Source organism: Pseudomonas syringae pv. tomato str. DC3000 (genome assembly GCF_000007805.1).
In the GTDB taxonomy this organism is placed as follows: Bacteria; Pseudomonadota; Gammaproteobacteria; order Pseudomonadales; family Pseudomonadaceae; genus Aquipseudomonas; species Aquipseudomonas avellanae.
The window spans coordinates 5275871-5302773 of the sequence record NC_004578.1; the positions used below are offsets into that span (position 1 = coordinate 5275871).

Genomic DNA, 26903 nt, shown 5'->3' on the forward strand with positions numbered 1-26903 from the left:
CTGCCCGCAGGGCGTGGGAGCGACCGGGGCGGCGATCCGCATTGTTCGCGAAGACTGTGTTTCAGACGACCAGGTTTCTGTGACTGTACTAGCCATTTCGCGAGCAAGCTCGCTCCCACGACCTCTAACGGATTTGTGTACAACGCAGAGGGCGTTCTCTGGGTAACGTTTTTGCCGATACGCTAAGTTGCCAGAATAACGCGGTGCACAAGCCCCCTCTGGAGATCAACTCAACGTTGCACGCCCTGGATTTTTTCGAGGCGCATTTCATAACCTTGACCCGGCTGCGTGACAGTCTCTGTTTCCACAGTCTGCACAACGCGACCCGAAGCGTCCTTGGTCACTGCGATGCTTTTGCTGTAAGCAGTTTGAATGCATCCCGAGATAGATATGACTGCCAGCAACAACAGACCCTCCCCCCATCATAGCGGGAACATTTTTTTTAAAAGCCATCTCAATAGGCTGTATAAAACTAACGAATAGACAAAAATAATAACCATCAAAGAGATAAACGTTACTGGATCAGCACCTAACTCGTAGATGTCATCCTGATAATGGCTGAAGTACTGGTAGGAGTGATCGACAAGCCAGCTCGTTATCGGATAGAGCGGCATGCCATAGCGAGAAATCGCAAAGGCTAGGATGAAGCAAAGTATGAACTCAGTGAGTTTCTTAACGAATTTTTCAACTTGCAAAGTCACTATCCCCCTGAACGTCAACATAACCGTATGCCACTTTGCGCTCTAGCTCGTAAAAAGCAAATCTTGCTGCGTCGTCCATGCGAGCTCCCTGCTGACCGGAAAATACCGGCCTATTGTACTGTCAGTTAACGAGAGCATTATCAGTCAATCTCTCTTGATACATCCGGGAACCGCCTCACTACGTCCCCCTCGGCTTCACCCGCGCCGTCGCCTCCGCCACCAACGGGTCATCCGGCCAGTAATGATTAGTACCACGTGAGTGCTCTGAAGATTGACAGGCTCCAGAACCAGTAAAATATATACTCCATGAGAGATGCTCGTGACACTGGTTGACCGTCAATCCATATACGCTTTATTGACAGTAACTAGACTGAAATACCGCTTGATTGACACTCGATCCAGCGCGACTTCCCGGGTAGGCGTGACAGGATTGACACTTCCTCATGGCAGGCATGAGATAGGACAGCTCCAACATCGTCATAAAATGGGAAATGAGCTCTGACTCACAACCTTACCCCCACCAAGCCTGCATCTTAATCAACGCGGGTATGTGCTCAAAAAGAGACTAAGAGACTTCCCCATACATCGAGCCGTAACGCTTCGTCATGTGATGGCCACCTGTGGGTTTAGGCTTCTCAATCCCCATCGCATCAGGTCGACACCGGCACGGCTGACGGTCACATTTTGTCCTGAGAATCGCAAAAAAACGGTTCGCAGAGTGGCCAGGTTAGGAGGACTGCTGGCAAAGGCACGGGCGTAGTAGAGAGTTGAAGGATTTCATTTTGCCTTAACAGCTCGAGACGCCCGGCCAGCCAGACTTCGTGTGCACTGGGGTAATGACGTAACAGCCTTTTGGCCTCATTACGGATGAAGTCTGGCAACGCAGTGTCTTTAACTATTTCAGCCAGAAACTCGCCCGCCTGAACAACGCTACGGGTTCGCTCATCAACCATTGTCATTGTTCTTCCCGGTCGACAGAGACTCGTGAATCTTCGCGAGCACATCGGTAGCCCGACCTACGAGCATGAGTTCATTAGCCGCTTGCGCTCCGACATCAACAGTATTGACATGAATAACCGTTGCTCCCGACGCCAGTGCAATGTGGGGGAGATCAGCAGCCGGAGTAACTACTCCAGAGGTACCCACAGATATCAGAGCATCGCAGTTCTTCACGAGTGAAACTGCATTCTTCCATGTGCCCGGTGGCAGATCCTCTCCATACCAGACAACGCCAGGACGCAACTTGCCTCGACACCTTTTACAGCGGGGAGGTTCGACGAGCGCTCCTTCATCCGGTATTTCCATCTGATCAGATGTCAGCTCGGCTGGTCGATGGCAAGCGAAACACTTGGGCATCGTAAGACTGCCATGGAGATGAATCACATCTGTAGACCCGGCTCGTTCATGAAGGTCATCAACGTTTTGAGTGACGACAGAAACCTCGTAGCCAAGATTAACCATTTGAGGCCACACTAAATGTGCTGCGTTGGGTTGGGCGCGGTCTACCTGGCGCCGTCGCCATAGGTACCAGCCCCAAACCAATGCTGGGCTTTCGCGGAAGGCGTTGGCTGTTTCAAGCGCACGAGGGTCATAAGGTGCCCACAACTTAGGCATCTGGTCTAGGTACGTCAGAATGCCGCTCTCAGCAGAAATCCCTGCACCAGAGAAGCAGACAATTTTTCTGGCATCCTTCAACGCCTCTGCAGGTAGTCTCAAAACCGCCATCGGATTCCTCGTTGTTATCAGCAGCTCGCCTCGGATAAAGCGACTCAAAAATTCGCCTTATCGCCTCGCGGAATAAAGACGTTGCTCGCTCAGCTCGATCGCACGATCAGAGGTTCGGGGCAAACGGGAGCGAACCTGTGCCTCGGAGAACCAAGCGCGCGATGTTTTCTTTCTACGAAGATCGAGATCACCTAGTTTGTATGTCCCTCCTGATGTCCGATAAATCACTGCGGATTCATCAATATCCACGCCATTGAAGAAGATGATCTCTACCAGTTCCTCCAGACTCCAGACGCTTCTACCGGTCAAAGCCGGCGGGCATAGCATCTGGACTCCTTCGATCACAACGTCTTCAGCGTTGAGGAGGTACGCCTGAAGCTCATAGGCGCAACGAACGATTGCAGCTCTGTCTCGCTTCCCTGTCTGGATGCACGTAATTGTTGCTAAGAAACATAGGCCTTCAACTTCGCAGTGCGACCTTGCATCGACGTCTTTGGTGACGGGGTCAAGCACGTATATCACTGGTTACACCATTGTGTGTCGCTAGCCAAGCACGTTAAACCACTTGAGTTGGGGAATTGCACCATGAGCAGTGGACGGTCTCGTGCGATCAAAAAAGAAGCCTAAATCTCACAACATCACCACTTCGTAATCTTATAGGTACACGATGATGGGTGTCAAAGCGTGGCCTTATAGTTTCTTTTAAGGCCACGGATTATTCATGGAATATCGGGAAGCCCTTGGACAGGTGTTAAGAGAAATTCGAGTGGCAGCAGGATTACGTAGGGAGGATTGTTCGGCAGCTCTTAGTCGCGAATACCTTGCCGGCGTCGAACGAGGCCAGCGAAGCATTTCTATTGAGAAGCTTCACTCAATCTGTGACTGTCTGGGCATAACACCAAGCTTGGTGCTTTTTGCAGCAGAAGCACGCTTAGCCGCTTTGAGCTTGGAGGACTACCGGACAAGGCAGGACCACCAAATAAGAGCACACGTTGATGCTGAGAGACTGCGCAACACTGCCGACACAAAAGTGCATGAGGGGGTTCGCGGCAAGCGCGCTGAGATCACCCGAAAGTCTATTCAAGCCTTGAAGGCAGAGGGATCTACGAAAACAGAAGTCGCTCGGAGACTTGGCGTTGGACTCAGCACAGTTGATCGGTATTGGCTGAAAGCTGACAAGGAGTGACTCAGCAAAACCGCTTGAGAGGTCAGCTAAGCGACGCTCAAACTCGGTTGTGACGGCCACCCTCATCAGCCAACCCGACGCTTGATCCCCCGCCCGAGCGAGGTTCGAAGATGGCCCGGACGGACGGTTACATAAATTCATCGTTTATGAATCGTCCATATCGCTAAACCGAAAATCAAGCGCCCTAAGCGCTGGAGGTCAGAGGGTGAGTTCGGCAAGCGCATACGGTGGAGCTGAGAAATGTCACGGTTTGGTTCAAGGTTAATTAGTGGCTGTTTTCGCCGACGACCGAGTAGGTTGTTTTTTGCGGGTAGCACGATGTAAATGGGTTGTGGCATATAACCATTGGAGGCTTTTATGTGCGCCACCATTCATCAAGGGAACGGGGGCGGCATGGACGATATCGAGCGACGTATAAGCGAAAAGTACTTCAGGAATGGCGAGGGGTTTCTGCAGATATATCCAGGCGACCAAGACGGCGAGATCTATGGCTCGCTTCTGCGCAAAGGCAGGGAAATCTGTGCTTCGATGGGGTGTCGTGTCAGGCTGGTGCGGATCAGGAGCTAAAAGTGCTTCTAGTGTGGGCGGGTATGCTTGATCTGGTATTTAAGCTAGCCGTCTTGGTGACCGTGTATGCCAAGCCCATCCCATCTGCACACCAGGTCGTCCTCTTGCCTTGGGGTGGAGATATTAAGGCGTGGCTCAGGGATGGCGTCTTCGACTGGAATGCACGGATTACCGGCGCGAGAGGCCCAATGCGATCACCGCTGCTTGCTTTACCTTTGCTTAAATTTCGGTATCGGCAGTGTTCTGGGGATTCAGCGTCGTCATTTCCCGGACGAGTCGCATCAGGAGAATGTCTACCCTGGGCATTCCTTCCGGCTGCGTTCGACTTAGAGCCCGGCACTGGAGCATGGAATAAATGGTCTCGAACCTAGGTTGGCTTTCTCGATAGTTGGAATGGCGATCAAACAGTGCTTTGGAATCTTCAAGAACATCTCAAGCGCTGATTTCGTCGCGTGGGATCAAGCCCTTCGAGATCCTATCCACGGTGCTCATTACAAAGAGGTGTGCTAGAAGGTCAGGTATTGATCGAATCCCTTCTATGGCAGCAGAAGTTGATCTGCCGCCTTCAACCTTGAATGCCCTGAACCAATGGGTGTCTCGCCATCCCTCTGCAACCGCAACGTGGGAAGCCTGGAAGAGGCCATTCGAGATGGTGGCCCCGCAGAATCTCGCGGTGCTGCTCCAGCGCATCGACTGCGACGTGCTTGGGTCGGGCGGTATCAACAACCCTGTCTTTCGCCACATGATGGGCGCACTGGCAGCCGATCGAACCGGGTCGGTCGCGGTAGGAACAGCAGTTACCTGCCGCCCCCCCGCACAGAACCGCTCGACCAGATCCTTGATGCGACAGCCATGGCGCGTCAGGGTAGGCTCCAAATCATCCAGTTGCCGCGACAGCACGGACTCCACCAACTCAGCTGAGACAGGTTTCTCGCCGGTCAGGTGCCCTGACCAAGCCTTGCTCAGTTTCCACTCCTTAATCTTCCAACAGAGTGGAAAGGTGACGCCCTTGCTTGTTCGTGGTACGTAGTTTGAGCGCAGCGATCAGCTCGCATTAGCGTTCCAGCTGGGCCTGCTGCAATACACGCGACTTACCGCGATCGGCACGCTGGACCGCATGGGGTTTATAAATGAGGTTCAGCGCCCGGTACACGGCGCTGGGGGACACGCCATACAACTCAGCTATCGCGGCCACTTGTGTAGCCCGCTCCGGGCTTTTCTTCGGTAAGCGGTCAAGCCGTTGTCGTAATTGCAGCAACGAGTCAACAGGAATGGAACTACGTTTGGCGTCCATTTTGAGCTAGAGCTCGATACTCTGAAGCACGACCAACGCCGAGCTTTCGAGCAATTTCTGTGGCACCTAGATTTTCTTCGGTCCATAAGCGCTGAACTTACAGCGGGTCAATCGACGGTTTGCGGCCCCGGTAAAAACACCACGAGCTTTAGCGTCAGCAATTCCTTCCAGCTGCCGATCGCGTCGCAGGTGAGTTTCAAAATCAGCAAACATGCCCAGCATGTTCAAAAATGCTTTTCCGGCTGCGCTCTGCGTATCGATTGGTTGCTCCGTCCTCTTGAGACTAACCCCACGTTCTTTGAATGTATAAACGATGTCTTGAAGATCCTTGATGCTCCGCGCGAGACGATCAACACGCGTCACCACTGACGTATCGCCAAGGCGTAGAAAATCGAGCAGTGTTTTCAAATCCGTCCGACCAACCCGGCTAGCCCCGCCTTTTTTCTCGGCGCGCGCGACATCATAACCCGCTTCACGCAAAGTTTTTCTTGCAGAACGAAATCTTAATCGCTTGTGGAAACACGAGTGTATCCGTAAACGGCCATCGTCAAATTTGTCTCTTTAAGCTCTAGAAGGCGAGTGGTCACTCGCAACTAATTCTGGTTCATGCCGGTCGCTAGCAGGTCTAACCAGATGAGTGCAGGTTCATTCGCAAATAATCCCGGTTTGCCGGATCGGATAGACGCAATCAATCCCGGTCGAAAAACGCGATGATTGCAGGTCGAGGCCATTCAGATTGCAGGTCGTTACGCCTAGGGAGCTTTTGGTCAAAATGGACGATGGGCGTTAGCCCATTATGCCTTTAACGTAGGTTCGTGGTTGAGCGTGGGCTATCTCCCTGAACGAGCAGATGGTTTGCGTCCCGATGATAATACTTTGGCGAAGGTTACCCTCATTGCGATCAGTCATTCAGCGTTACAGAACCGTTCTAGAAAACGGCTTTGCAGGTGCCTTACGCCAAGCGGACTTAATCCACTCCCCCTTCCCAATGGGGCTTCAGACTTGTCCGCCTCTGCTCCTTGACCGGGCAGCATCAATGAAGCCGACGCTTCCGCAGCAGCGCTTTATGCTCCGACACCATGCGCTGCTCGCGACTGTGGGCCCTCCCAAAACCAAGCATTAGCGGACCGGTACGTCTGTAAGACGGCCTCCCGTACGGAGGCCCTTGAATCCGGTCCTGCTTAGGGACGCAGCTTCACAACACGCCTCGTATTTTCCGATCTGCACGCAGGTGCAAAAAAAGGTGATCTAGCATGAGTCTGATTTCTGAGTTCCGCAGCGTCGTCGCCCAGCAGCCGGATACCACGGCCGTAGTGGAAGATCAGCGCGCGGTTTCCTTCACAGAGCTGGCACAACTGGCCGACAAAGTCTCCGCTGGGCTGTTGCAAGCGGGCCTGCAGCCGGGCGATCGCGTGGCTATTCACCTAGGTAATCGGCTGGAACTGGTGGCGTTGTACTATGCCTGCCTGGAAATCGGCGCAGTGACAGTGCCTATCAATCGGCGCCTCGTCACCGGCGAAATTGAGCATCTGCTCCACCACAGCGGCGCCCGCTACTACATCGGCGACCAGGAGACCTACAGCCGTTACGCCGCTGTGATCGCGGGTAGTGCCACGGTGGAACGGGCCTGGATCGTCGCGGGCGAGGAAGCGCTCAAGGAGGAGCAGTATCTGCCCTGGTCCGATCTGCTCGTCTCGTCGCCAAGTAAGCGGCCGCCTAGCCACGCGGATTCGCTCGCGGCGATTTTCTATACGTCCGGCACCACAGGACTAACTAAGGGTATCGTGCATTCCCAAGCGACCCTGGCGCAGGCCGTCGATCTGATGAAGGCTATGATGCCACCCCGCACGGCCCAAGGTGCCCTCGACACGGGGGCCGTCCATTCGATGATGGATGCGATCGTGCCTTGGAGCATCCTGATGATCCTGGCCGCGCACCGTCTGGGGCGGGCCGTCGTGTTGCTACCCGTACTTACGGCGGAGACGACCCTGGCGCTACTACAACGACTGCCGCTGAGTTTTCTCAAAGGCGCTCCCTCGCACTTCAATAATCTGCTCGCTGCAGGCGAGGCATCGGCAGCCACCCCCCTTCCCTCTCTGACGAGCACCTATAGCGTCAGCGGCGGTGACCCCTGCCCTCCGAAGCTGGGTAGGCGTTGGCACAACCTATGGGGCGGCACGTTGCGTGGTTCCTACGGTACGACGGAGTCTGGCCCGATCTTCTGCCAACCCGATGTAGCCGCCACCGAGCAGTCATCGATCGGCTGGCCGCTGCCTGGCGTCGCGCTGCAGCAGACGGAGAACGGCGAGCTGTTGATTCGCTCGCCAGCCAATACCCCGGGACTGTGGAACGGCCAGGATGCAGATCGCCTGCCTGCTGCGCGCTGGATAGCTACGGGCGACCTGGTGCAGCGCCAGGACGATGGCGGTTATCTCATCATCGGTCGGGAAAAGGACATGCTGAAATGCGACGCTTACTCCATCTCCCCCGTGGAAGTCGAGCAGGAGCTGCTCAAGCTGCCCGACATCGCCGAAGCCGTGGTGTTCGGTGTTCCTGATGCCACCATCGGCGAGCGCCCAGTCGCTCTGTTGCGTACTACCAGTGGGCGGGAGCTTCCCACGCAACAGCTGAAGCAGCACTTGAAGGCGTTGATCGCAGAATACAAGCACCCCCGCCAATACCTGTTCGTCGAACGTATTCCGCTGTCCTCCGCGGGGAAGGTGAGCCGTAAACAATTGGCAAGCGACTACCGAGAGATCCTCGGCGCCGCCCCATCGACCTAGCCCCGTCAGTGACGCGCGTTGCCTGCGGGACCGGCTCTACAGCCGGCCCCGATACCAACCCTTTGCCCACCACTGGAGCTCTCAACGTGAACGAGATCGAAAAAACCATCGTCGACATTCTGGTCGATGACCTGTTCATCAGCACGCCCCGCGCGGATATCGACCTCAACGCCAACCTACGCAACGCCCTGGGGCTGGATTCACTCGGGTTCAGCGAATTGCGGGCCCAGTGCGAATACGCCTTCGGCGTCAAAATCGAGGACGAGGACTTCAATCCGAAGCACTTCGACTCGGTCCACACGCTGGCCCAGTTGCTGACCGCCCTGCAGGCCAAGTGAGGGCTATCGCCATGAGCCTTCCCGAGAGCGATAAGCAGCCCCGTGCACAACGCACTATGGGCTTCACCGAACTCAAGACCTGGCTGCGCCATCGCCATCCAATGGTGTACCTGGATCGTGTGCTCGACTACGAGCCAGGCGTCCAGATCAAGACGCTGATGGCGGTATCGGGGCAGACCGACGCGCTCGCCGGCCACTTCCCGGAACGGGCGATCTACCCGGCGAGCCACCTGATGCAGGCCATTTCTCAGTCGGCGATCATACTGTTCCAGCTATCGACCTCGCGCCTGGCGGGCGATGAGATGACGCTGGTCGGCTCGATCAAATCGCGCTTCACCCGCCCCGTGGTACCGGGCGACCTGGTGATCTTCCAGCTCGATTGCGAAAGCCTGAGGCCGGATTTCTTCACTTTCAGTTGCCGAGCGACGGTGGACGGTCGCAGTGTCGGGATGCTCAAGGGTTCGCTGGTCCGCAAGTCGCTCGCCGACTTGGGAGAGCACCTATGGTGAGCCGCCCCGTGGAGGTATGGGTCACGGGGATGGCTTGGTCAACCGCTTTGGGCGACGATCTGGAAGTCGTCTGGCAAAGCCTGCTCGCCGGACGTTCGGGCATCCGCTCGGTTGACTTCCCTGTTGCGCTGCGCAGTCCCTTGGCTTCGCCATTGCCCGACCTAGACCCAGCCCTGCCGCTGCCGGAGCGTCAGCACCGGTTGACGGTGGCGACCCTGCGCCGGGCGTTGCAGGACGCTGGACTGGCGAAAGCTACCGAGGAAGTGGTGCCGGTCCTGGCCACCAGTTATGGGCACCATCTGGACGTGCCGGAGACCGAATCGCTCTCCCGCTGGGCGGTGGAGGCGGCGCGAGAGGCAGGCTGCCAGCACGCGCCGATCACCGTTAGCACGGCCTGCTCGGCAGGGGCCGATGCGCTGTTGCTGGGGTTGAGCCTGATTCGCAGGGGCTTCACCGATACTTGCCTGTGCGGCGGTGCTGACATCCTCACCCCGGCCAAGCGGCTCGGGCATTCGCAACTGGGTACGCTGTCGGCGGACGGTCTGCGTGCCTTCGATCGCGCGCACAGCGGGACCGTACTGGGCGAAGGCGCGGGTTTTCTGGTGCTGGAAACGCGGGCCGCCGCACTGGCCAGGGGCGCGCGGCCCTACGGCATCCTCGCCGGGGCTGGCTCGGCCAACGACGCCGTGAGCGCGGTCGCGCCGGACCTGTCGGGCGACTGTCTGGCCTTGGCAGTACGACGCGCTCTTTGCGACGCGGGCCTTACCGCCCACGAAGTCGGTTGCATCAGTACCCACGGTACCGGCACGCGGCTCAACGACGAGGTCGAAACCAAAACCTACAGCGATCTATTCGCCAGCTCGCCACGCCTTCCACTGCTGTTCGGCACCAAGGGCGCCTTCGGGCATACGCTCGGGGCTACCGGCGCGCTGGAGGCTATCAGTCTCCTGCTGGCGCTAGGTAACCAGCAGGTACCGCCAATCGTCGGCCTGGAAAATCCCCTGACAGGGATAGCGCTGCCCTTGGCCATGCGGACGGCGCTTGCCTGTCCCGCCGAGGTCGGCATCAGCGTGACCCTAGGCTTCGGTGGCTTCGATACCTGCCTAGTCTTTCAACGTGCACGAGAGGCGATGCGATGACCGACCTCGATTGGAGCGTCTACCATCTAAACGCCCTTGGTCAAGCGGAGTCAGTGGCCGCCCTTGGCTCGGAGGGAGGCGCGGCGCAAAAAGCCTCCGCCTATGCCGATCCACTCTCCTGGCTGGTGTTCGAGGCCGTGGATTACGTCCTGGACAACTGCCGCGATGCGGTGCTGGCCGCCGGCCAGACGGTGGGGCACATTGTCGTGAGCGACGTCTGCACCCTGCACACCATGCAGCATATCGCCCGCGATCTGGGTAGGAATCGCCTGTCGCCGCTACGTTTTTCCGGTGCCTGTCCGGGACTGGTCTGCAGCCTGCCAGGCCAACTGCTGCGTTTTAGCGGTCCCAGCCTGGTCCTGTCCATGCCCCCCCAGGGCGGCCTGAGGCCGGCCGCCCTACTCGCCCGGGACTGGCTCGATAGCGGCGCTGCCAGTTACGTATTGGTGAGTGCCCACGACACGGACGGCGCACAGCATCGAGTGCGCTGCACCTTGCTGCAACTGCAGACCGAGCAGGTGAGCCCATGAATGTGGTTGTCGACACCCAAGGCGTCCAGGCGCTCTTCGAGCGGGTACTGCCTATGGAAGCGGGCAGCGGACGCGAGCCTTTTGAGGGATTCGCCACCCTGTGCGAGGGCTTGCAGCGCCTCGGGGTCAAGCCCGGACGCGCGGTGCTGGTGGCGCTGCCCAACGGGACCCACTTCGTGGCCTTGCTGTTTGCGCTGCTGCTGCTGGGTGCGGTACCGACCCCCTTGCCCTACGCAGCACCGCCTGGACGTATTCGCCGCTTCGCCAAACTACTAGGCGCCGACCTGTTGATCCTGCCCTGCGGCGCCGCCATCAAGGCGCTCGACGCGCGGGAGGCCGGACGGCTATCGAGCGAACTGCAATGGGCCAGACTGAAGGACATCGTCACCCTGCCCTACGAACCAGGCGAAGTGGTGCTGCTCACCTCTGGGACTTCCGGCATCTTCAGCGGCTGTGTGTTCGACAGCGCGGCGCTACTGCTCAACGCTAGGCGACATGCCGCCTCCATTGGCCAAAGCGCCGCCGATCGGCTGTTGATCAACCTGCCGCTATTCTACTCTTTCGCCTTCGTGGCGCAGTTGCTCAGCAGCTATGTCCTGGGCAACGAGGTGGTCCTGGCTACGCCGCCGTTCACTCCGATCCATTATCACCGCACGCTCCTGGACCTTGGCATCACCCTCTCTTCCTTGACGCCCGTGATGGTTACGGCGTTGTGTGCGGCGGACCTGGATGGGCTGCCGCCCTCACTGCGCCGGTTGACGATCGGTGGCGACGCCTTGGCCGCCAATCTTGTGCCGCGGCTGCTGGCCCGCAACCCGGACCTCGAGCTCTATCTGACCTATGGCCTGACCCAGGCCGGCCCACGCGTAGCGACGCTGGCCGCGCACCTCGAGCCCGCCGAACGGCACGCGTCGGTCGGTCGGCCGTTACCGGAGGTCGAGGTCGAGCTGGGAGGAGCGCCGGGTGCTAGTGAAGGGGAGTTGTTGGTGGTCACAGACACCGCCATGCAGCGGCGCATCCGTGCCGGTGAAACGGACCGCTTGCCGCCGCTGCGCGGCCAGAAGCGCCTGGTCGCCACCGGTGATCACTTCCATATCGATGCGGATGGCTATCTGTTCTTCCGCCAGCGTAACCCGACGTTCGTCATGCGCCGAGGGGAAAAGCTCTGTCCCCGCTCGATTTGCGAAATCGTCGAAAGCCTGCCCGGAATCGTCAGTGCCGAGGCTTGGGTACGGCCGAACGCCGGGCCGAACGACGAGGTAGCGCTGATCCTCGATGTGCAGAGCCAGGACCCCGATCTCAATGAACAAGCGCTACGGCAACAACTTGCCGGGATCCTGTTGCGCGCTGAGCAACCGGATCGACTGGACGTCACCTTCGCGCAGCACGCCATCTGGCAAAAAGGCCGCCGTTAATCGTTTCCAATATTTCTGCAGGAGTCTGCCCGTGACCACCTTCACCGTGCCCCTGATTCTGTCGGATGCAAGCCCCACGGCACTCGCCGCTACCGCGCAACGTCTGCGCGCCGAGCACGAGACGCGCTCCTTCGCCGAATGGCAAGTATTCTGCCGACAGCAACTGACACGCGACCATGCCGAATACCGCGCGGCCATCTTAGCCACCGATCAAGCCAGCCTACTCAAAGGGCTGGATATGCTGGCCCGCGGCCGAGCCTCGCGCCATCTGGTGCTGGGCCGCGCCGACCAGTTGCGACAGCCGGTACTGGTGTTTCCAGGCCAAGGACCGCTATGGCCGCGGATGACTACCGGACTGAGCGCGACCCTGCCGAGCTACCAGCAGGCCCTGCACCGCCATGGCGATGTCATAGAGGCGCGTATTGGCTGGAATCCAGCACGGGCCCTCGCCGAGGGCGAGGGAATCGAGCGCCTCCTGCGAATCCAACCGCTGCAATTCGCGCTGGCCTGTAGCTTGGCAGAAACCTGGCGGGCCTTCGGGATCGAGCCCGCTGCCGTGATCGGTCACTCCGTGGGCGAGGCCGCCGCCGCCCACGTCGGCGGCTATCTGGACGAGGCCAGCGGTGCCGCGCTCACAGTGCTCTGGGGCGAGACGCTCACCGCCATCGAAGGCCAGGGCGGAATGCTGTCGGTAGCCGCAGCGCTGGACGACATCAAGCCCCTGCTGGACGACCAAGAAAGCCTCAGCGTCGCGGCCATCAACGCGCCGCGCAGTGTGACGTTGAGCGGCACCCTGATGGCCCTCGATGCTTTGCAGGCGCGACTCACCGACGCTGGCTTCTGGGCCTGGCGCGTACCTGGTGGTCAGGTGGCGGGTCATGGGCCGCAGGTGGAGCAGCTACGCGACGCCGTAACGTCGCGCGCCCCGGCCAAAGTCATGGACGGACAGGTTCCCTACTATTCCTCGGTCAGCGGCGGACGGCAAAACGGCGAGCATCTGGATGCGGACTATTGGTTCCGCGTACTCCGCGAAACCGTGCGCTTCCAGGATAGCCTGCAGGCGTTGATTGCCGATGGGCACCGCCTGTTCATAGAAGTGAGCCCGCATCCGGTGCTCACCTCGCTTATCGACGAAGCCCTACGTGGCGCTGGTGTCGTCGACGGGGCCGTGGCTACCCTAGACCAGCGCAAGGATGATCGTGAAAGCCTGCTGCAGGCCATGGCCCATGCCTTCGTGCACGGCGCCCCGGTGGACTGGTCGCAGGTGATCGAGCGGTTGCTGCCGGAAGGGTCGATGTCAGCGCAGCTGGCGCCCACCGCCGCAACGGCAGGTGACGATACCCTCGCCGCGGCGAACCTCGCCCAACTCGGTGAGCCTGAACAGTGTCGGCTGCTGCTCAAGCTGCTGGCGCAGGAGATGGAAACGCTGATCGGCCAGCCATTTGCCAGCGAGACCCAGGCATTTCGCGACTGCGGCTTCACCTCGCTGCATGTGGTCGAATTTGCCCAGGCCGTGTCGGCCGCGGTCGGCGTCAGCCTGCCGGTGACTCTGGTATACGACCATCCTACCCCTCGCGCCGTCGTCACCTATCTGCGCGGCGTCCTTGGGCTGCAGTCACCGAGCCAGCGCCAGGCCGCACCCATCGTGACGGGCGCGCACCATGACGAGCCCATCGCCATCATCGGCATGAGCTGTCGTTATCCGGGTGGCGCCAACAGCCCGGAAGCGCTCTGGACGCTGTTGATGCAAGAGCGGGACGCGATCAGCGAGTACCCGACCGACCGCGGTTGGGACACCACCAAGCTCTACGATTCCGAGCCCGGACGGTTCGGCAAGATATCCACCCGCACCAGTGGTTTTCTGCATGATGCCTCGGCCTTCGATCCAGCCTTCTTCGGTATATCGCCGCGTGAAGCCCTCACTTTGGAACCTCAGCAGCGCCTGTTGCTGGAGGTTTCCTGGGAGGCCCTAGAGCGTGCTGGAATAGACCCGGCCTCGTTGCACGGCTCCCTGACCGGGGTCTACGCCGGCATCATGGGGACGGAGTACGGTACCCAGATCCAGCACGCCTCGGAGGACGTGACCGGCTATGGCTACATGGGCACGGCCACCTGCGTAGCCGCGGGCCGGGTGTCCTACTGCCTAGGCCTGCAGGGACCGGCGCTGGCGATCGATACCGCCTGTTCGTCCTCGTTGGTGGCCATCCATACCGCCTGCGAAGCGCTGCGTAGCAACGACTGCCAGTTGGCCTTGGCCGGCGGGGTCACGGTCATGCCGACCCCCGGGGTGCTGATCGACTTTTCCCAGCAGCGGGTTCTGGCCCCGGACGGCCGCTGCAAGGCCTTCTCGGCGTCGGCCGATGGCGTTGGCCTGGGCGAAGGCGTGGGCATGCTGGTGCTCGAACGCCTCTCCCAAGCGCAAGCCAAGGGGCGCTTGATCCTCGGCGTCATCCGCGGCAGCGCCGTCAACCAGGACGGCGCCTCCAACGGCCTGACCGCGCCCAATGGCACCGCGCAACAACAGGTCATTCGCCACGCCCTAGCCAATGCGGGTCTGCAGCCCGAGGACGTGGATGCCGTCGATGCCCACGGCACGGGCACCCGCCTCGGCGATCCCATCGAAGCCAATGCCCTGCTGGCCACCTATGGCCAGCGCCCGGCGGAGCGGCCGCTGCTGCTGGGCTCGATCAAGTCGAACACCGGCCATACCCAGGCCGCCGCCGGGGTCGCCAGCCTGATGAAGATGGTGATGGCCCTGCGCACAGGCACCCTGCCCCGCAGCCTGCACATCACCGCGCCCTCCACCGAGGTGGATTGGTCGACCGGTGCCATCGAGCTGCTCAGCGAACGGCGCCCTTGGCCAACCGTAGCCGACCGGCCGCGCCGCGCCGGGATTTCCTCTTTCGGGGTCTCCGGCACCAATGCGCACCTGATTGTCGAAGAATACGTCGCCCCCGCGGCTACAAGCGCCTGCCAGGTGCCCGAGACCCAGGCTCCGTTGTGGCCGCTGGCAGCCAAGAGCACCGAAGCCCTGCGCGATGTTGCCGCACGCCTGCACGGCCATGTGCTCGAGCAAGCGCACCTGGCGCCGGACGATATCGGCTACACCCTAGGCATCTCACGCAGCGGCTTCCCCTTCCGCGCCGCTCTGCGCGGCACCTCGCGCGAGGCACTCTTGGAAGCCTTGCATGCGCTAGCGAGCGGTACGGACCATCCGTGCCTGCTCCAGGGCACGGCGCAGGTCCGGGCGCGCAAGCGGGTCTTCATCTTTCCCGGTCAGGGCTCCCAGTGGGCCGGCATGGGTATGGAGCTGTACGCCGCCTTCGCCGTCTATCGCCAAACCATCGACCAGATCGAGACCGCGCTGCAGCCCTATGTCGACTGGTCGCTGGTCGCGGTGCTGCGTGGCGAGGAAGGTGCACCTTCGCTTGAGCGTATCGACGTGGTCCAGCCCGCCCTGTTCGCGGTGATGGTGGCCATCGCCCGCCTTTGGCAGTCGCTGGGCTGCACCCCGGACGCGGTGATTGGTCACTCGCAGGGCGAGATCGCCGCGGCCTATATCGCCGGGGCCCTGAAGCTGGAGGATGCGGTCAAGATCCTGGCCATCCGCTCGCAACTGATGCTGGCCCAGGCCGGCACCGGCGCCATGGCTACCGTCGTCCTGCCGGAGCAGCAGGCCGCCGAACTGGCCGCGCGGGTGGACGCCTCGCTGACGCTGGCGGTCTTCAACAGTCCTAGCAGCACGGTGATCTCCGGCGCCACCAATGCCATCGCGCGGCTCCTGGAAACCTGCAAGCGAGAACGCATCGTAGCCAGGCGCGTCGCGGTCGACGTGGCGGGGCACTCCCCACAGATCGAAGTCCTGCGTCCCCAGTTGCTGGCGCGCTTCGCCGACCTGCGACCCCAGGCGACGCAGATCCCCTTCTACAGCACCGTCGCCGGACACAATCCTGCCGTCTCCCTGGATGGCCGCCAGCTGGGCGCGGGCTATTGGTGCGACAACCTCTGCCTGCCAGTGCGCTTCGCCGACACGGTCCAGGCGCTGAGCAGTGCAGGCGACGTCACCTTCATTGAATGCAGTCCCCATCCGGTGCTCTTGCCACCACTGGAAGAAACGATTGGCGACCAGACCAGCAGCCTCGGTTCGCTGCAACGCAACAAGCCTGCGGTCGATTGCCTTGTGGCAGGCCTCTCGCAGCTCTACCTTGAGGGTCACCCGTTGAGCTGGCGGGCGCTGTATCCCCAGGGACGCATCGTCGAACTGCCCACCTATCCGTTCGATCACAAGCCGTTCTGGCTTACCGGACAAGGACCGACCGATGTCACCGGTGCGGGCCAGCGAGCCACCCAGCACCCACTGCTGAGCGCGGCCGTGGATCTACCCGAGGGTGGCATGCTGCTGACCGGCACCCTCGGACTCGGCGCCCATCCGTGGCTGGCGGATCACGCTGCGGCCGGCGTGGTACTGCTGCCCGGGACCGCCTACCTGGACATGCTGCTGTTCGCTGCGGCCCAGACCGACTGCACCCAGTTGCTGGAGCTGACGCTACAGGCACCCTTGGTGCTGGAGCAGCAGGGGCAGATCGACCTGTTGCTCACGGTGAGCCGAGCGGAAGCCGAAGGCCTGCGCCAGGCCAGCCTGCATGCGCGACGCCATGGCGATGCCACCGCCGGTTGGACCCTGCACGCCAGTGCGCAGCTGGTGCCGATGCCCCCCCAGACACTTATTCCGCTCGACCAGGCTTGGCCACCGACGGCCGCCATCCCCTTGGACAGCGCCGCGCTCTATCAACGGCTCAGCGAGGCCGGCTACGAGTACGGCCTGGCCTTCCGGGGGCTAACCGCCGCCTGGCAGGACGGCGAACGGACCTACGTCGAGGTAACACTACCCGAGACCCTGCCCAGCGGCACCCACGTCCTGCACCCCGCCCTGCTGGATGCGGCCCTGCATCCCTTGGCACTGGCTGACGAAGAAGCCGCCGCGCCATTACGGCTGCCCTTCGCCTTCTCAGGCGTCAGCGTGACCGCGGAGCGCCCGCGCCAGCTCCGCGCAGTGCTGCAGCGCACTCAGGCCGAGACCTATTCGGTCAGCGCCTATGACGAGACGGGTAACGCCCTGCTGCACATCGCCGCGCTCCAGCTGCGCCCGGCCTCCCGTGACACCCTGCGAGATCTGGCCCGTGTCCAGCCCGCCCATGACCTGCTGCGGCTCACCTGGAGTCAGTTGTCGGCACGACCGCGCGTGCAGCGAGCCGTGACGCGCTGGGTACGGATAGGCACTGCCGAGCCAGGGCTCAGCAGCGCGCCGACCTATCCCTCTCTTACGGCTCTCGGCCAAGCGTTGGAGTCCAGCACCACACCAGCCGATGTCCTGGTCTGGCCCTTGCCCGAGGTGCAGGGCGCGAACAGCGCGCTGGCGACCCGCCAGCTATGCGTCGAGGTGATCGCCCAACTGCAGGTCTGGCTAGCCGAAGAGCGTCTGGCCGATACCCGGCTGCTGGTAGTGACCCGCAAGGCCAACGCCACGGTCGCCGGTGAAGCCGTCGATCCGGCTCATGCTGCCCTCTGGGGTTTGCTGCACAGCGCGCAGAACGAGAATCCGGGGCGCTTGTTGCTGCTGGACACCGAGGGGCCCTTGGCCGATCCGGCACCATTGCAGGCCGTGCTGGCCAGCGACCAGCGCCAGTTGGCCCTGCGGCGCGGCCAGCTGCTGGTTCCGCACCTTACCCGCAGCGGCCCGAACAGCGTTCTCACCCCGCCGCTTGGCGGTGGCGCCTGGCGGCTAGAGATCACGCGTGCAGGCAATCTCGACGACCTGGCGTTGCAACCGGAACCCCAGGCCGATGCTCCATTGGAAAACGGCCAGATACGCTTGGCAGTGCGCGCCGCCGGGGTCAACTTCTACGACGTGGTCTGTGCCCTAGGGCTGATTCCGCCGCAACACAAACTGGGGACGGAAGCCGCAGGTATCGTCACCGAAGTCGGCACGGGCGTCACCGACCTGCGGCCCGGCGATCGTGTTCTGGTAATGAGCGAAGGCGCCTTCGGCCCGCTGCTGGTCGCCGACCAGCGCACGGCGCGCAAACTGCCCGCCGACTGGACCTTCGCCCAGGCCGCCGGCTTCCCGGTAGCGTTCCTGACCGCCTACTACAGCCTGGTCCGGCTCGCCCAGGTGCGCCCCGGTGACAAGGTGCTGATCCACGCGGCCGCAGGCGGTGTCGGCCAGGCGGCAATCCAGTTGGCGAAGCATCTGGGCGCCGAGGTCTTCGCCACCGCCCACCCGGACAAATGGCCGATCCTGAAGGCCTTGGGCATCGCCCAGGATCATATCGCCACTTCGCGGGATCTGAGTTTCGCCGGCCGCTTCGGCGCCCTGCTTGGCGAAGCGGGGATGGATGTGGTGCTCAACTCCCTGGCCGGCGAGGCGATCGGCGTCTCCTTGGCCTTGCTCGGTCGCGGCGGACGCTTCATCGAACTGGGCAAGACCGAGGTACGCGAGCCCGCCGCGGTCGCGCTTCAGTATCCCGGACGCCACTATCATTACCTAGACCGACCGGACCAGGATCCACAGGACACCGGGCGTATGCTCGACGAGTTGCTCGGCTTGATGTGCGACCGGATACTGACGCCCCTGCCGGTCACAGCCTTCGACCTGCGCGATGCTGTCCAGGCCCTGCGCTGGATGCAACAGGGGCGCCACACCGGCAAGGTGGTGCTGACCCTGCCGCGCACCCTGGACCCGGACGGCACGGTACTGATCACCGGCGGCACCGGCACCCTAGGTAGCCTGGCGGCACGCCATCTGGTCGTCACCGGGCAAGCCCGGCATCTGGTATTGGCCAGCCGCAGTGGCCCCCAAGCGGACGGCGCCCTGGCGCTGCGCCAGGAGTTAGAGGCCGCGGGCGCCCAGGTCCGGCTGGCAGCCTGCGACCTAGCCGATCCCGAGTCCGTCGAACGCTTGCTCAACTCGCTGCCTGCCAAGCACCCGCTGACCGCCATCATCCATACCGCCGGGATCCTAGCCGATGCCACCCTGCCCAACCTAGGCCCCGAGGAGCTGGAGCGGGTCTTCGTGCCTAAGGCGGACGCCGCTTGGATGCTGCATGAGCGCACCCGCCAGCTGGATCTGGCGGCGTTCGTCCTCTACTCTTCCAGCGCCGGCACACTGGGCAGTCCCGGCCAGGCCAACTATGCCGCGGCCAACCGCTTCCTCGATGCTCTGGCGCAGACGCGGCAGCGCCAGGGGCTGCCGGCGACCTCCCTGGCATGGGGCTGGTGGCAGCCGGTCACCGGGCTCTCCAGCCGCCTCACGGCGGCGGATAATGCTCGGATCGCCCGCACGGGCTTTGCGCCCATCACCCCCGAGCATGGTCACGCGCTGCTCGACACGGCAATCGCCGCGCCCCAGGCATTCTTCGTCGCGGCACCGCTCAATCCGCAGACGCTACGCAAGAATGCCCAGGCGGGTACCTTGCACCCGCTGTTCGAGCGTCTGGGGGGGGGCAGCCCCGGCGCGCGGGGCAGCGAGGGTCCGGCAAAGGTGCAGGACCTGCGCCAGCTACTGGCTGGACTTGATCCTCAAGCACGAACCAAGCAGTTGCAGACCGTCATCGCGACCCAGGTCGCCGCTATCCTGGGCCTGGACGATCCGGGCCAGGTGCTACCGGAGGCGACCTTCAAGGAGAGTGGCATCGATTCGCTGATGGCGCTCGAGCTGCGCAACCGGTTGGCTACCGCCGCGGGGTTAAGGCTAGCGGCGACCCTTACCTACGACCAGCCGACACCGGCCGCCTTGGCGGCCTACCTGAACGACGCCTTGTTCCCCGACGGCGGCGCCCCCGACGCGGACACCGCGGCGATAGACGAGCCTAAGGTGCGGGCGCTGCTCGCCAGCCTGTCGCTGAGCGCCTTGCGGGAAGCCGATCTACTCGCCCCTCTGCTGCAGCTTGCCCAGCATCCCTTTGTCAAGGCGCCGCCCCTTGCCGCCGACCTCGCGACGGCGAGCGCGGACGAGCTCGTTGCCCTCGCCCTGCGAACCCAGGAGTAAGCGCCATGACCGAGACCAAGAACACCGACAGCGAGCGGCTGACCGAAGCCCTGCGGGCTAGTCTGATGGCCAACGAAACGCTCAAGCGGCAGAACCACGAGCTGCAGGCCGCCGCCCAGGAACCCATCGCCATCGTCGCCATGGGCTGCCGGTTGCCCGGTGGCCTGGCTTCACCGGAGGCGCTGTGGCGCCTCGTCGAAGCGGGAGAGGCCTTGAGCAACGCCTTGCCGAGCGACCGGGGCTGGCAGCTAGACAGCCTGTTCCCCGCAGACTCGCCGCTCCGCGAACGCGTTGCCGGCTGGCGGGGTGGTTTTCTCGACAAGGTCGCCGGCTTCGACGCCGCCTTCTTTCGCATTTCCGACCGTGAGGCCCTGGCGATGGACCCCCAGCAGCGACTCCTGCTGGAGGTCTGTTGGGAGGTTCTGGAACGGGCCGGCATCGTGCCCGACACCCTCAAAAACAGCGCCACCGGCGTGTTTCTCGGCGCGACTCAGAACGGCTATCTCGCCGACTTGCAACGGCGTAACCCGGCTGCCGACGGCTATCGCTTGCAGGGAGGACTCAGCAGTATCATCTCGGGACGCATCGCCTTCGTCCTCGGCCTGCGAGGCCCGGCGGTAACGGTCGATACCGCCTGCTCCGCTTCCCTTACCGCCATCCACCTAGCGGTCCAGTCGCTACGCAGCCACGAGTGCTCGCTAGCGCTGGCCGGCGGGGTGACCGTCATGGCCACGCCTGAGGTCTTCGCAGAATTCACCAGGCAGAACGGCTTGGCCGCCGATGGCTACTGCAAGGCCTTCGCCGAACAGGCCGACGGCACCTGCTTCGCCGAGGGTGCCGGCGTGTTGCTGTTGGAGCGGCTCGCCGACGCCCAGCGCGCCGGTCATCCGGTGCTGGCGGTGATCCGCGGCACCGCAATCAACCAGGACGGCGCCAGTAACGGCCTGACCGCGCCGAGTGGCTCGGCCCAAGAGCAGGTGATCCAACTGGCGCTACAGAATGCGCGGTTACGCTCGCTCGACATCGACGTGGTCGAGGCGCACGGTACCGGTACCGCGCTGGGCGATCCCATCGAAGCAGGCGCGCTGATCAACACCTATGGGCGCGGACGCCCGCCGGAGCGGCCACTCTGGCTGGGCTCGCTCAAGAGCAACATCGGGCACACCCAGTTGGCGGCGGGCGTCGCCAGCGTCATCAAGATGGTGATGGCGCTGAACCAGAGCGTGCTCCCCAAGACCCTGCATGCCCAGGAGCCCTCCCGAAAGATCGATTGGTCGGAGCAGACCGTGCGCCTGCTCGACAGGGCGCGTCCTTGGCCCGAGACCGACCGGCCCCGGCGGGCCGGAGTGTCGTCGTTCGGCTTCTCCGGCACCAATGCCCACCTGATCCTCGAACAGGCGCCACCGGCCACGCAGGTTGCCTGTCACCCGACCGTCGCCGAGCTGGAAGGGCTGCCAGCCATCAGTTTCCCGCTGTCGGCCGCCTGTGCGAAAGGCTTGCGGGCCCAGGCGCGCCAGACCATCGCCCTGCTCGAAAACCCGACAACCGACCTGGCCGCGCTCAATGCATCGCTGGCACTGCAGCGCAGCGCCTTCGATCATCGCGCGGTGATTCTGGCCACCCAGCGCGAAGACGCCCTGATGCAACTCCGCGCGCTAGCCGAAGGCCGGCATGCCCCGGGCCTGATCCAAGGCAAGCGCTCGCCAAGCGGCACGACCGCCTTTCTGTTTTCAGGCCAGGGCGCGCAATGGCCGAGCATGGGCCGTAATCTGTACCGCCTCTGTCCGCCGTTCGCCGCAGCGCTGGACGAGGTCTGCGCCGCCCTCGACCCCTTGCTGGCGCAGCCGCTCAAGAACGTCATGTTCGCCGACAAGGGCAGCGACCGCGCCGCGCTTCTGGATCGCACCGACTTCACCCAGCCAGCCTTGTTTGCCTTTGAGGTGTCCCTGTACCGGATGCTGCGGCATTTCGGAATTGTCCCCGACGTGCTGCTGGGCCATTCCATCGGCGAAATCGCCGCGGCCCATGTCGCTGGCGTCTTCGCGCTGGCCGATGCCGCACACTTTGTCGCCGTGCGTGGCCGCCTCATGCAAGCCATCACCCATGAGGGCGCGATGGTCGCCATCGAAGCGAGCGAGCAGGACGTCAGGGCCACCTTGGCCGGACTCGAACAGAGCGTCGCCATCGCCGCCGTGAACGCGCCGACGGCCGTGGTGATCTCCGGCGATCGCAGTGCGGTCGAGCGCCTGGCCGCGGACTGGCAGCAACGGGGGCATCGCACCCAAATGTTACGGGTCAGCCATGCCTTCCACTCGCCGCACCTCGACGGCATCCTCGCAGAACTGCGCCAAACCCTGGCAGGGCTCAGCTTCCACGCCCCCACCCTGCCCATCGTCTCGACCGTCACCGGTATGCCGCTGACCGCCGAGCAGGCGCGCTCGCCCGATTACTGGGCCGACCAGGCCCGCCAACCGGTACGCTTCGCCGCTGCGCTGTGCTGGCTGCTGGAGCATCGCCTGACCACGGCCGTGGAAATCGGGCCGGATGCTGTCCTCACGGCGCTCGGCCGGACCAACGCGAGCCACCATCCCAACGGTGATACGGCGGCGCAGTGGATCGCCCCCCAGCGTCGCGACAAGGACGATTCTCGCCCGCTGTTCGCAGCGCTCGCCCAGCTATACACCCGCGGCGCCGCGCTGGACTGGCGCCGCCTGCTGCCGCCCGCCCCCACCTTGGCCTTGCCCACCTATCCTTTCCAACACCGGCACTATTGGTTGCAGCCGCGCTCCTGCGCGAACGGCCACGCGGGCAACATGCCAGGCCTGCTAGCTCTGGAGCATCCACTGCTGGCGCACGGGCTCGAACGTGCCGATGGCCAAGGTTGGGTGTTCTGGGGGCAACTGGATGGTTCCCGCCAGCCTTGGTTGCTGGAACATCGCGTCGGTGGCCAGGCGTACGGTGCCGGCGCCATGACCGCAGAGTGCATCCTGACAATAGGCAACCGGCTGGGCTGTCCGTGGCTCCAGGACCTGACACTGCAACGCCTGGTGCCCTTGCCGGAGCAGGGTGCGGTCGATATCCAGATTTACCTCGACGTACCCGACGCACAGGGTGTACGTAACGTCGCGGCCTACTATCGCCCGGCGGAGCCAGATGCCACGGGTGGCTGGCAGCACTTTGCCAGTTGCCAGCTGTTGCCCGACCCTACCGAGCCACCGCTCTGGCCTGACCTGCAGACCGCCGTCTGGCCGCCAGCCCACGCCGAGCCGACGGCCTTCGCCGACCTCTATGCGCGCCTGGCCGAACAGGGCGTGGTACTGGAAGGCTCCTTCCGGCGGATCGTCCGCGCTTGGCAGAGCCCCGAAGGCATCTACGTAGAAGCGGAGCGTGCCCATAGCGAGCCAGGCTCGACTTTTACCCTGCACCCGACGCTGTTGGACGCAGGCCTGCAATCGGGCCTGCTGGTCGAGGGTGCGGCGTCTTCCGCCGCCGCACCACGCCTGCTATTCTCCATGAGTGGCATGCGCCTGTACCAAGCCGGTGCCACGCAGCTACGTGGCCTGCTGCAACTCAAGGCGCGGCCCACCTCGCCGACCGCGCCCCGCGACTACCGTATGCGCCTCGCGGACTACCAAGGCCGGGCCGTCGTCACCCTGGACTCAATGGTGCTGAAGTCGGCCAGCACAGGCGTCCTACCACGCCGCCTCGTCGGCTACCGGGTACTGTGGCGCGAGGTATCGCCCGACCACGTGGCTGACCCGCACGAAGCGCTCTGGCTGGGCGCCAAGGACGACCTGCCGAGCGATTGCGTCAGCGCTGCCTACCAGCACCTGGCCGACGCGATCACCACCTTGGCAACGACGCCACCCGGCACGGCGCTCGTTCTTGTACCGCCAGTACCCCCGGCTACGCCGGCCGCGGCGAACCGCGCCCTGCAAGACCTAGCGGCCACGCTACGCGAGTGGCTGGAAGATGAGCGGACGGCAAGGCATCCGTTACTGGTGGCAACCCGCCGGGCGGTGGCCACCGCCGATGACGAAGACGTGCCCAACCTGTCCCAGGCGGCGCTCTGGGGACTCGTGCGTACCGCACAGGAGGAACACCCCGGCCGTATCCTGCTGCTGGACCTGGATACCGCACACGCTACCCCGCGTGACTTCGCGCGCGCCTTGGCAGCCGCAAAGGGCGACGAACCGCAATTGGCATGGCGCCAGGGGCGTCTGTTGACACCGCGACTGGTCCGATCCAGTGGCGTGGAGCCGGCAACCGAGCAACGATCGGACGTCTCGCTCGATCCGGAGGGCACCGTGCTAATCACCGGGGGCACCGGCACCTTGGGTCGGGCCCTCGCGCGTCACCTGGTCGCCAAGCACGGCGTACGTCACCTGCTCTTGGTGAGTCGTAGCGGTGCCGCCGCGCCCGAGGCCACCGCCTTGGTGGAAGAGCTGGCCGAACAGGGGACCGCCACCACGGTCGCCGCCTGCGACGTCGCCGACCCGCAGGCCCTCGCGCAGTTGCTGGACGGCCTGCCCGCACGGCATCCACTGACCGCCGTCTTCCATGTCGCTGGCGTCATCGAGCCGGCGCCTCTGTTGCAACTCACCCCCGCACAGCTCGAAGCGGTGGTAAGGCCCAAACTGGACGCGGCCTGGCAACTCCACCTCCAGACCCGCCATCGAAACCTGGCTGCCTTCGTTCTCTATTCCTCGGCAGCCGGCCTGCTGCCCCAGCCGGGCCAGAGCCACTACGCCGCAGCCAACACCTTCCTCGATGCCCTCGCCCACCATCGTCGCCACTTGGGCTTGCCCGCAGTGGCCCTGGCCTGGGGCCTGTGGGCCGAGCGCTCGGCCATGGGTGAACGAATGGCCGCCGCGGGTATCCAGGAACTGCTCGACCGAGGTCAGTTGCCCATCGCCCTGGAGGATGGCCTGAGCCAAGTGGATCTGGCGCTGACCGGCTCCCTGCCGCCCCTCGCGATTCCTGCACGCCTGGACCTGCCGGCACTCCGCCGCCATGGCCCCCTGGCGCTGCTGCGCGAATTGCTCGCCGAAGGCAGCGGGCAGACGGCAAGCCAAGGCCCCGAAGCGTTGGCGAAACTGGCTCCCACCGAGCGGCGGACACGCCTGCTCGCGGTGATTGCCCAAGGGGTCGGTGAGGTGCTCGAGCATCCCGATCCAGCGGCGATACCTGGGGATACCGAGTTCCTTGTCCTAGGTTTCGATTCCCTCACGGCCGTCGAGTTGGGCAGTTGGCTGGCGGCCACCACCGGCATCCGCTTGCCGTCCACGGCCGTGTTCGACCATCCGACCCCCAGCGCCTTGGCCGACCACCTGAGCGCCTGCCTAGACCAACCGGAGCGCGCCCCAGCGCCAACCATCGCGACAGTGGGCATGCTTTTCGAAGAATTGCGCGAGGCTATGCGGCAGGGGCGTCTGGCACAGGGGCTGGAACGATTGGCGCAATTCGCGGCCAAACGTCCGACGTTTGCCCCGGATGCCGCCGAAGGGCACGCGCCCGCGCCCAGCTGGTCGCGACAAGAGCGTGACCGGCCACTGCTCATCTGCCTGAACTCCTTTCTGCCCGCAAGGGCCAATCTCACCTATCAGCGCTTGGGCCGCGAACTCAAAGGCCACTATGACATGGCCACCTTGCCCCTGCCTGGCTACGATAACGGGCCGTTGCCGGCCTCCGCCGAAGCTGTTGCAGTGGCGCTCGCGCACGCCGTCGAAGCCTGCGCTGCCGGTCGCCCCTTCACGCTGCTCGGCTTTTCCACCGGCGGACTGGTCGCCTATGCAGTCGCCGAGCTCCTGCAACAGCGCGGCATCCACCCCGCGGCCCTCTGCCTGATCGACACCTACCCGCCGGCCGCCATGCGTTCGGCGGTCCTTAAGGAAGTCCTGAGCGATTGGTTGGAAAGCCGCAGCGACTTCTGGTCGACCGACGACGACGGCCTGAGCGCCATGGCCTATTACCTGGAGCTCTTTGGCCGCTGGAGCCCCCTGCCGCTGGAGGCTCCGGTCCTGCTGCTGCAGGCGGAGCAGGCCTCCGCAGCGGGCGCCAGCGACACCTGGCCGCAACTTTGGCCACGCCTGACGCAGGTGGTGAAGACGTCTGGACGGCACTTCGCCCTGCTCAGCGATGAGGTGCAGCAAACCGCACAGCACCTCATCCTGGTGCTGGCGGACTACAGCGGAGCGGCGTCATGACCTCGGAGAACTTCCAATATATCCTGGATCGGTCGCCACTCTTCCAGAGCCTGGGCCTGAGCGTCGTTACCCTGAGCGCCGACAGGGTCTGCCTAGCCATCGCAGAGTCGTGCCCGACCCATGGTGGCGCCTTCGGAGACATGACCCTGCCTGGTATCAATGGTGCCGTGCTTTGCGCTGCCTTGGAGGCCGCCATTGGTCTCGGCGGTCATGCCGCCCTCGGTCACACGCCTGCGGGCGTCATCGAGTTGTCGGTGAAGCTGCTGCGCCAGGTACGTCACCTCCCCTGCTACATCACGACACGGCTCGATCGCCAGGCACCGGGTCTGACATTCGTTTCCGCGGTCCTGACCAACTCGCGAGGGACGCCTTGCGCCACGGCCTCCGGCATCGTGGTCGCCACCAGGGGGGCGACCGAACGAGGCCTCCCTCTCGACTAGCCCCAGATCGGCCTTACCGATTC

The 26903-nt window shown here is 63.3% G+C and carries 14 protein-coding genes and 2 pseudogenes; 10 read left to right on the plus strand and 6 right to left on the minus strand.

From position 1 onward, the window contains the following. Window positions 1–422 precede the first annotated feature (422 nt). The 4 genes from PSPTO_RS24190 to PSPTO_RS30355 form a co-directional block, all read right to left on the minus strand. Window positions 423–695, minus strand: a complete 273-nt coding sequence (locus tag PSPTO_RS24190) for a hypothetical protein (protein ID WP_032710924.1) — start codon at window positions 693–695, stop codon at window positions 423–425. Window positions 696–1378: 683 nt separating this feature from the next. Then, the gene (locus PSPTO_RS30555) at window positions 1379–1705 is read right to left on the minus strand and encodes a BPSL0761 family protein (protein WP_310886738.1); all 327 of its coding nucleotides are present in this window, start codon (window positions 1703–1705) and stop codon (window positions 1379–1381) included. Further along, entirely contained in the window at window positions 1647–2426 is a 780-nt protein-coding gene (locus tag PSPTO_RS24195) for an SIR2 family NAD-dependent protein deacylase (RefSeq protein WP_005894368.1), read from the minus strand. The genes PSPTO_RS30555 and PSPTO_RS24195 overlap by 59 nt, the downstream gene beginning before the upstream one ends. 57 nt (window positions 2427–2483) lie before the next feature. Then, window positions 2484–2948, minus strand: a complete 465-nt coding sequence (locus PSPTO_RS30355) for a hypothetical protein (protein ID WP_005894370.1) — start codon at window positions 2946–2948, stop codon at window positions 2484–2486. A gap of 199 nt (window positions 2949–3147) precedes the next feature. On the opposite strand from PSPTO_RS30355, the gene PSPTO_RS24200 reads away from it, so the two are divergent. Continuing rightward, the gene (locus PSPTO_RS24200) at window positions 3148–3612 is read left to right on the plus strand and encodes a helix-turn-helix domain-containing protein (RefSeq protein WP_005894372.1); all 465 of its coding nucleotides are present in this window, start codon (window positions 3148–3150) and stop codon (window positions 3610–3612) included. Between the two features lie 1546 nt (window positions 3613–5158). Here PSPTO_RS24200 and PSPTO_RS24205 read toward each other — a convergent pair. Together PSPTO_RS24205 and PSPTO_RS24210 are read right to left on the minus strand one after the other, a co-directional pair. After that, window positions 5159–5473 (minus strand): annotated as a pseudogene (locus tag PSPTO_RS24205) (IS481 family transposase); the annotation flags it as partial. Next, window positions 5457–5967, minus strand: a pseudogene (locus PSPTO_RS24210) (recombinase family protein). The pseudogenes PSPTO_RS24210 and PSPTO_RS24205, both read right to left, overlap by 17 nt. Before the next feature lie 759 nt (window positions 5968–6726). On the opposite strand from PSPTO_RS24210, the gene PSPTO_RS24215 reads away from it, so the two are divergent. The 9 genes from PSPTO_RS24215 to PSPTO_RS24255 all read left to right on the plus strand — a co-directional run bounded on the left by PSPTO_RS24215 (window position 6727) and on the right by PSPTO_RS24255 (window position 26880). Next, window positions 6727–8256 carry a class I adenylate-forming enzyme family protein gene (locus tag PSPTO_RS24215; RefSeq protein WP_005894383.1) on the plus strand — a complete coding sequence of 510 codons (1530 nt, stop codon included), beginning with the start codon at window positions 6727–6729 and terminating at the stop codon, window positions 8254–8256. A gap of 86 nt (window positions 8257–8342) precedes the next feature. Then, entirely contained in the window at window positions 8343–8594 is a 252-nt protein-coding gene (locus PSPTO_RS24220) for an acyl carrier protein (protein ID WP_005894385.1), read from the plus strand. An 11-nt stretch (window positions 8595–8605) separates the two neighbouring features. Further along, window positions 8606–9103: a 3-hydroxyacyl-ACP dehydratase FabZ family protein gene (locus PSPTO_RS24225; RefSeq protein ID WP_011105118.1), complete on the plus strand. Its 498-nt coding sequence runs from the start codon at window positions 8606–8608 to the stop codon at window positions 9101–9103. Between the two features lie 29 nt (window positions 9104–9132). After that, window positions 9133–10242, plus strand: coding sequence for a beta-ketoacyl-[acyl-carrier-protein] synthase family protein (locus PSPTO_RS24230; protein ID WP_005894389.1), 1110 nt, complete (start codon window positions 9133–9135; stop codon window positions 10240–10242). After that, entirely contained in the window at window positions 10239–10772 is a 534-nt protein-coding gene (locus PSPTO_RS24235) for a coronafacic acid synthetase (RefSeq protein ID WP_011105120.1), read from the plus strand. The genes PSPTO_RS24230 and PSPTO_RS24235 overlap by 4 nt, the downstream gene beginning before the upstream one ends. Next, window positions 10769–12187 (plus strand): AMP-binding protein, encoded by a 1419-nt coding sequence (locus PSPTO_RS24240; protein ID WP_007252518.1) that lies wholly within the window; start codon window positions 10769–10771, stop codon window positions 12185–12187. The genes PSPTO_RS24235 and PSPTO_RS24240 overlap by 4 nt, the downstream gene beginning before the upstream one ends. Continuing rightward, on the plus strand, window positions 12075–20234 hold the full coding sequence (locus PSPTO_RS24245; protein WP_011105121.1) for a type I polyketide synthase: 8160 nt from the start codon (window positions 12075–12077) through the stop codon (window positions 20232–20234). Before PSPTO_RS24240 ends, PSPTO_RS24245 begins: the two co-directional genes overlap by 113 nt. Window positions 20235–20239: 5 nt before the next feature. After that, window positions 20240–26440, plus strand: a complete 6201-nt coding sequence (locus tag PSPTO_RS24250) for a type I polyketide synthase (protein ID WP_011105122.1) — start codon at window positions 20240–20242, stop codon at window positions 26438–26440. Then, on the plus strand, window positions 26437–26880 hold the full coding sequence (locus tag PSPTO_RS24255; protein WP_005894402.1) for a PaaI family thioesterase: 444 nt from the start codon (window positions 26437–26439) through the stop codon (window positions 26878–26880). The genes PSPTO_RS24250 and PSPTO_RS24255 overlap by 4 nt, the downstream gene beginning before the upstream one ends. Window positions 26881–26903 lie beyond the last annotated feature (23 nt).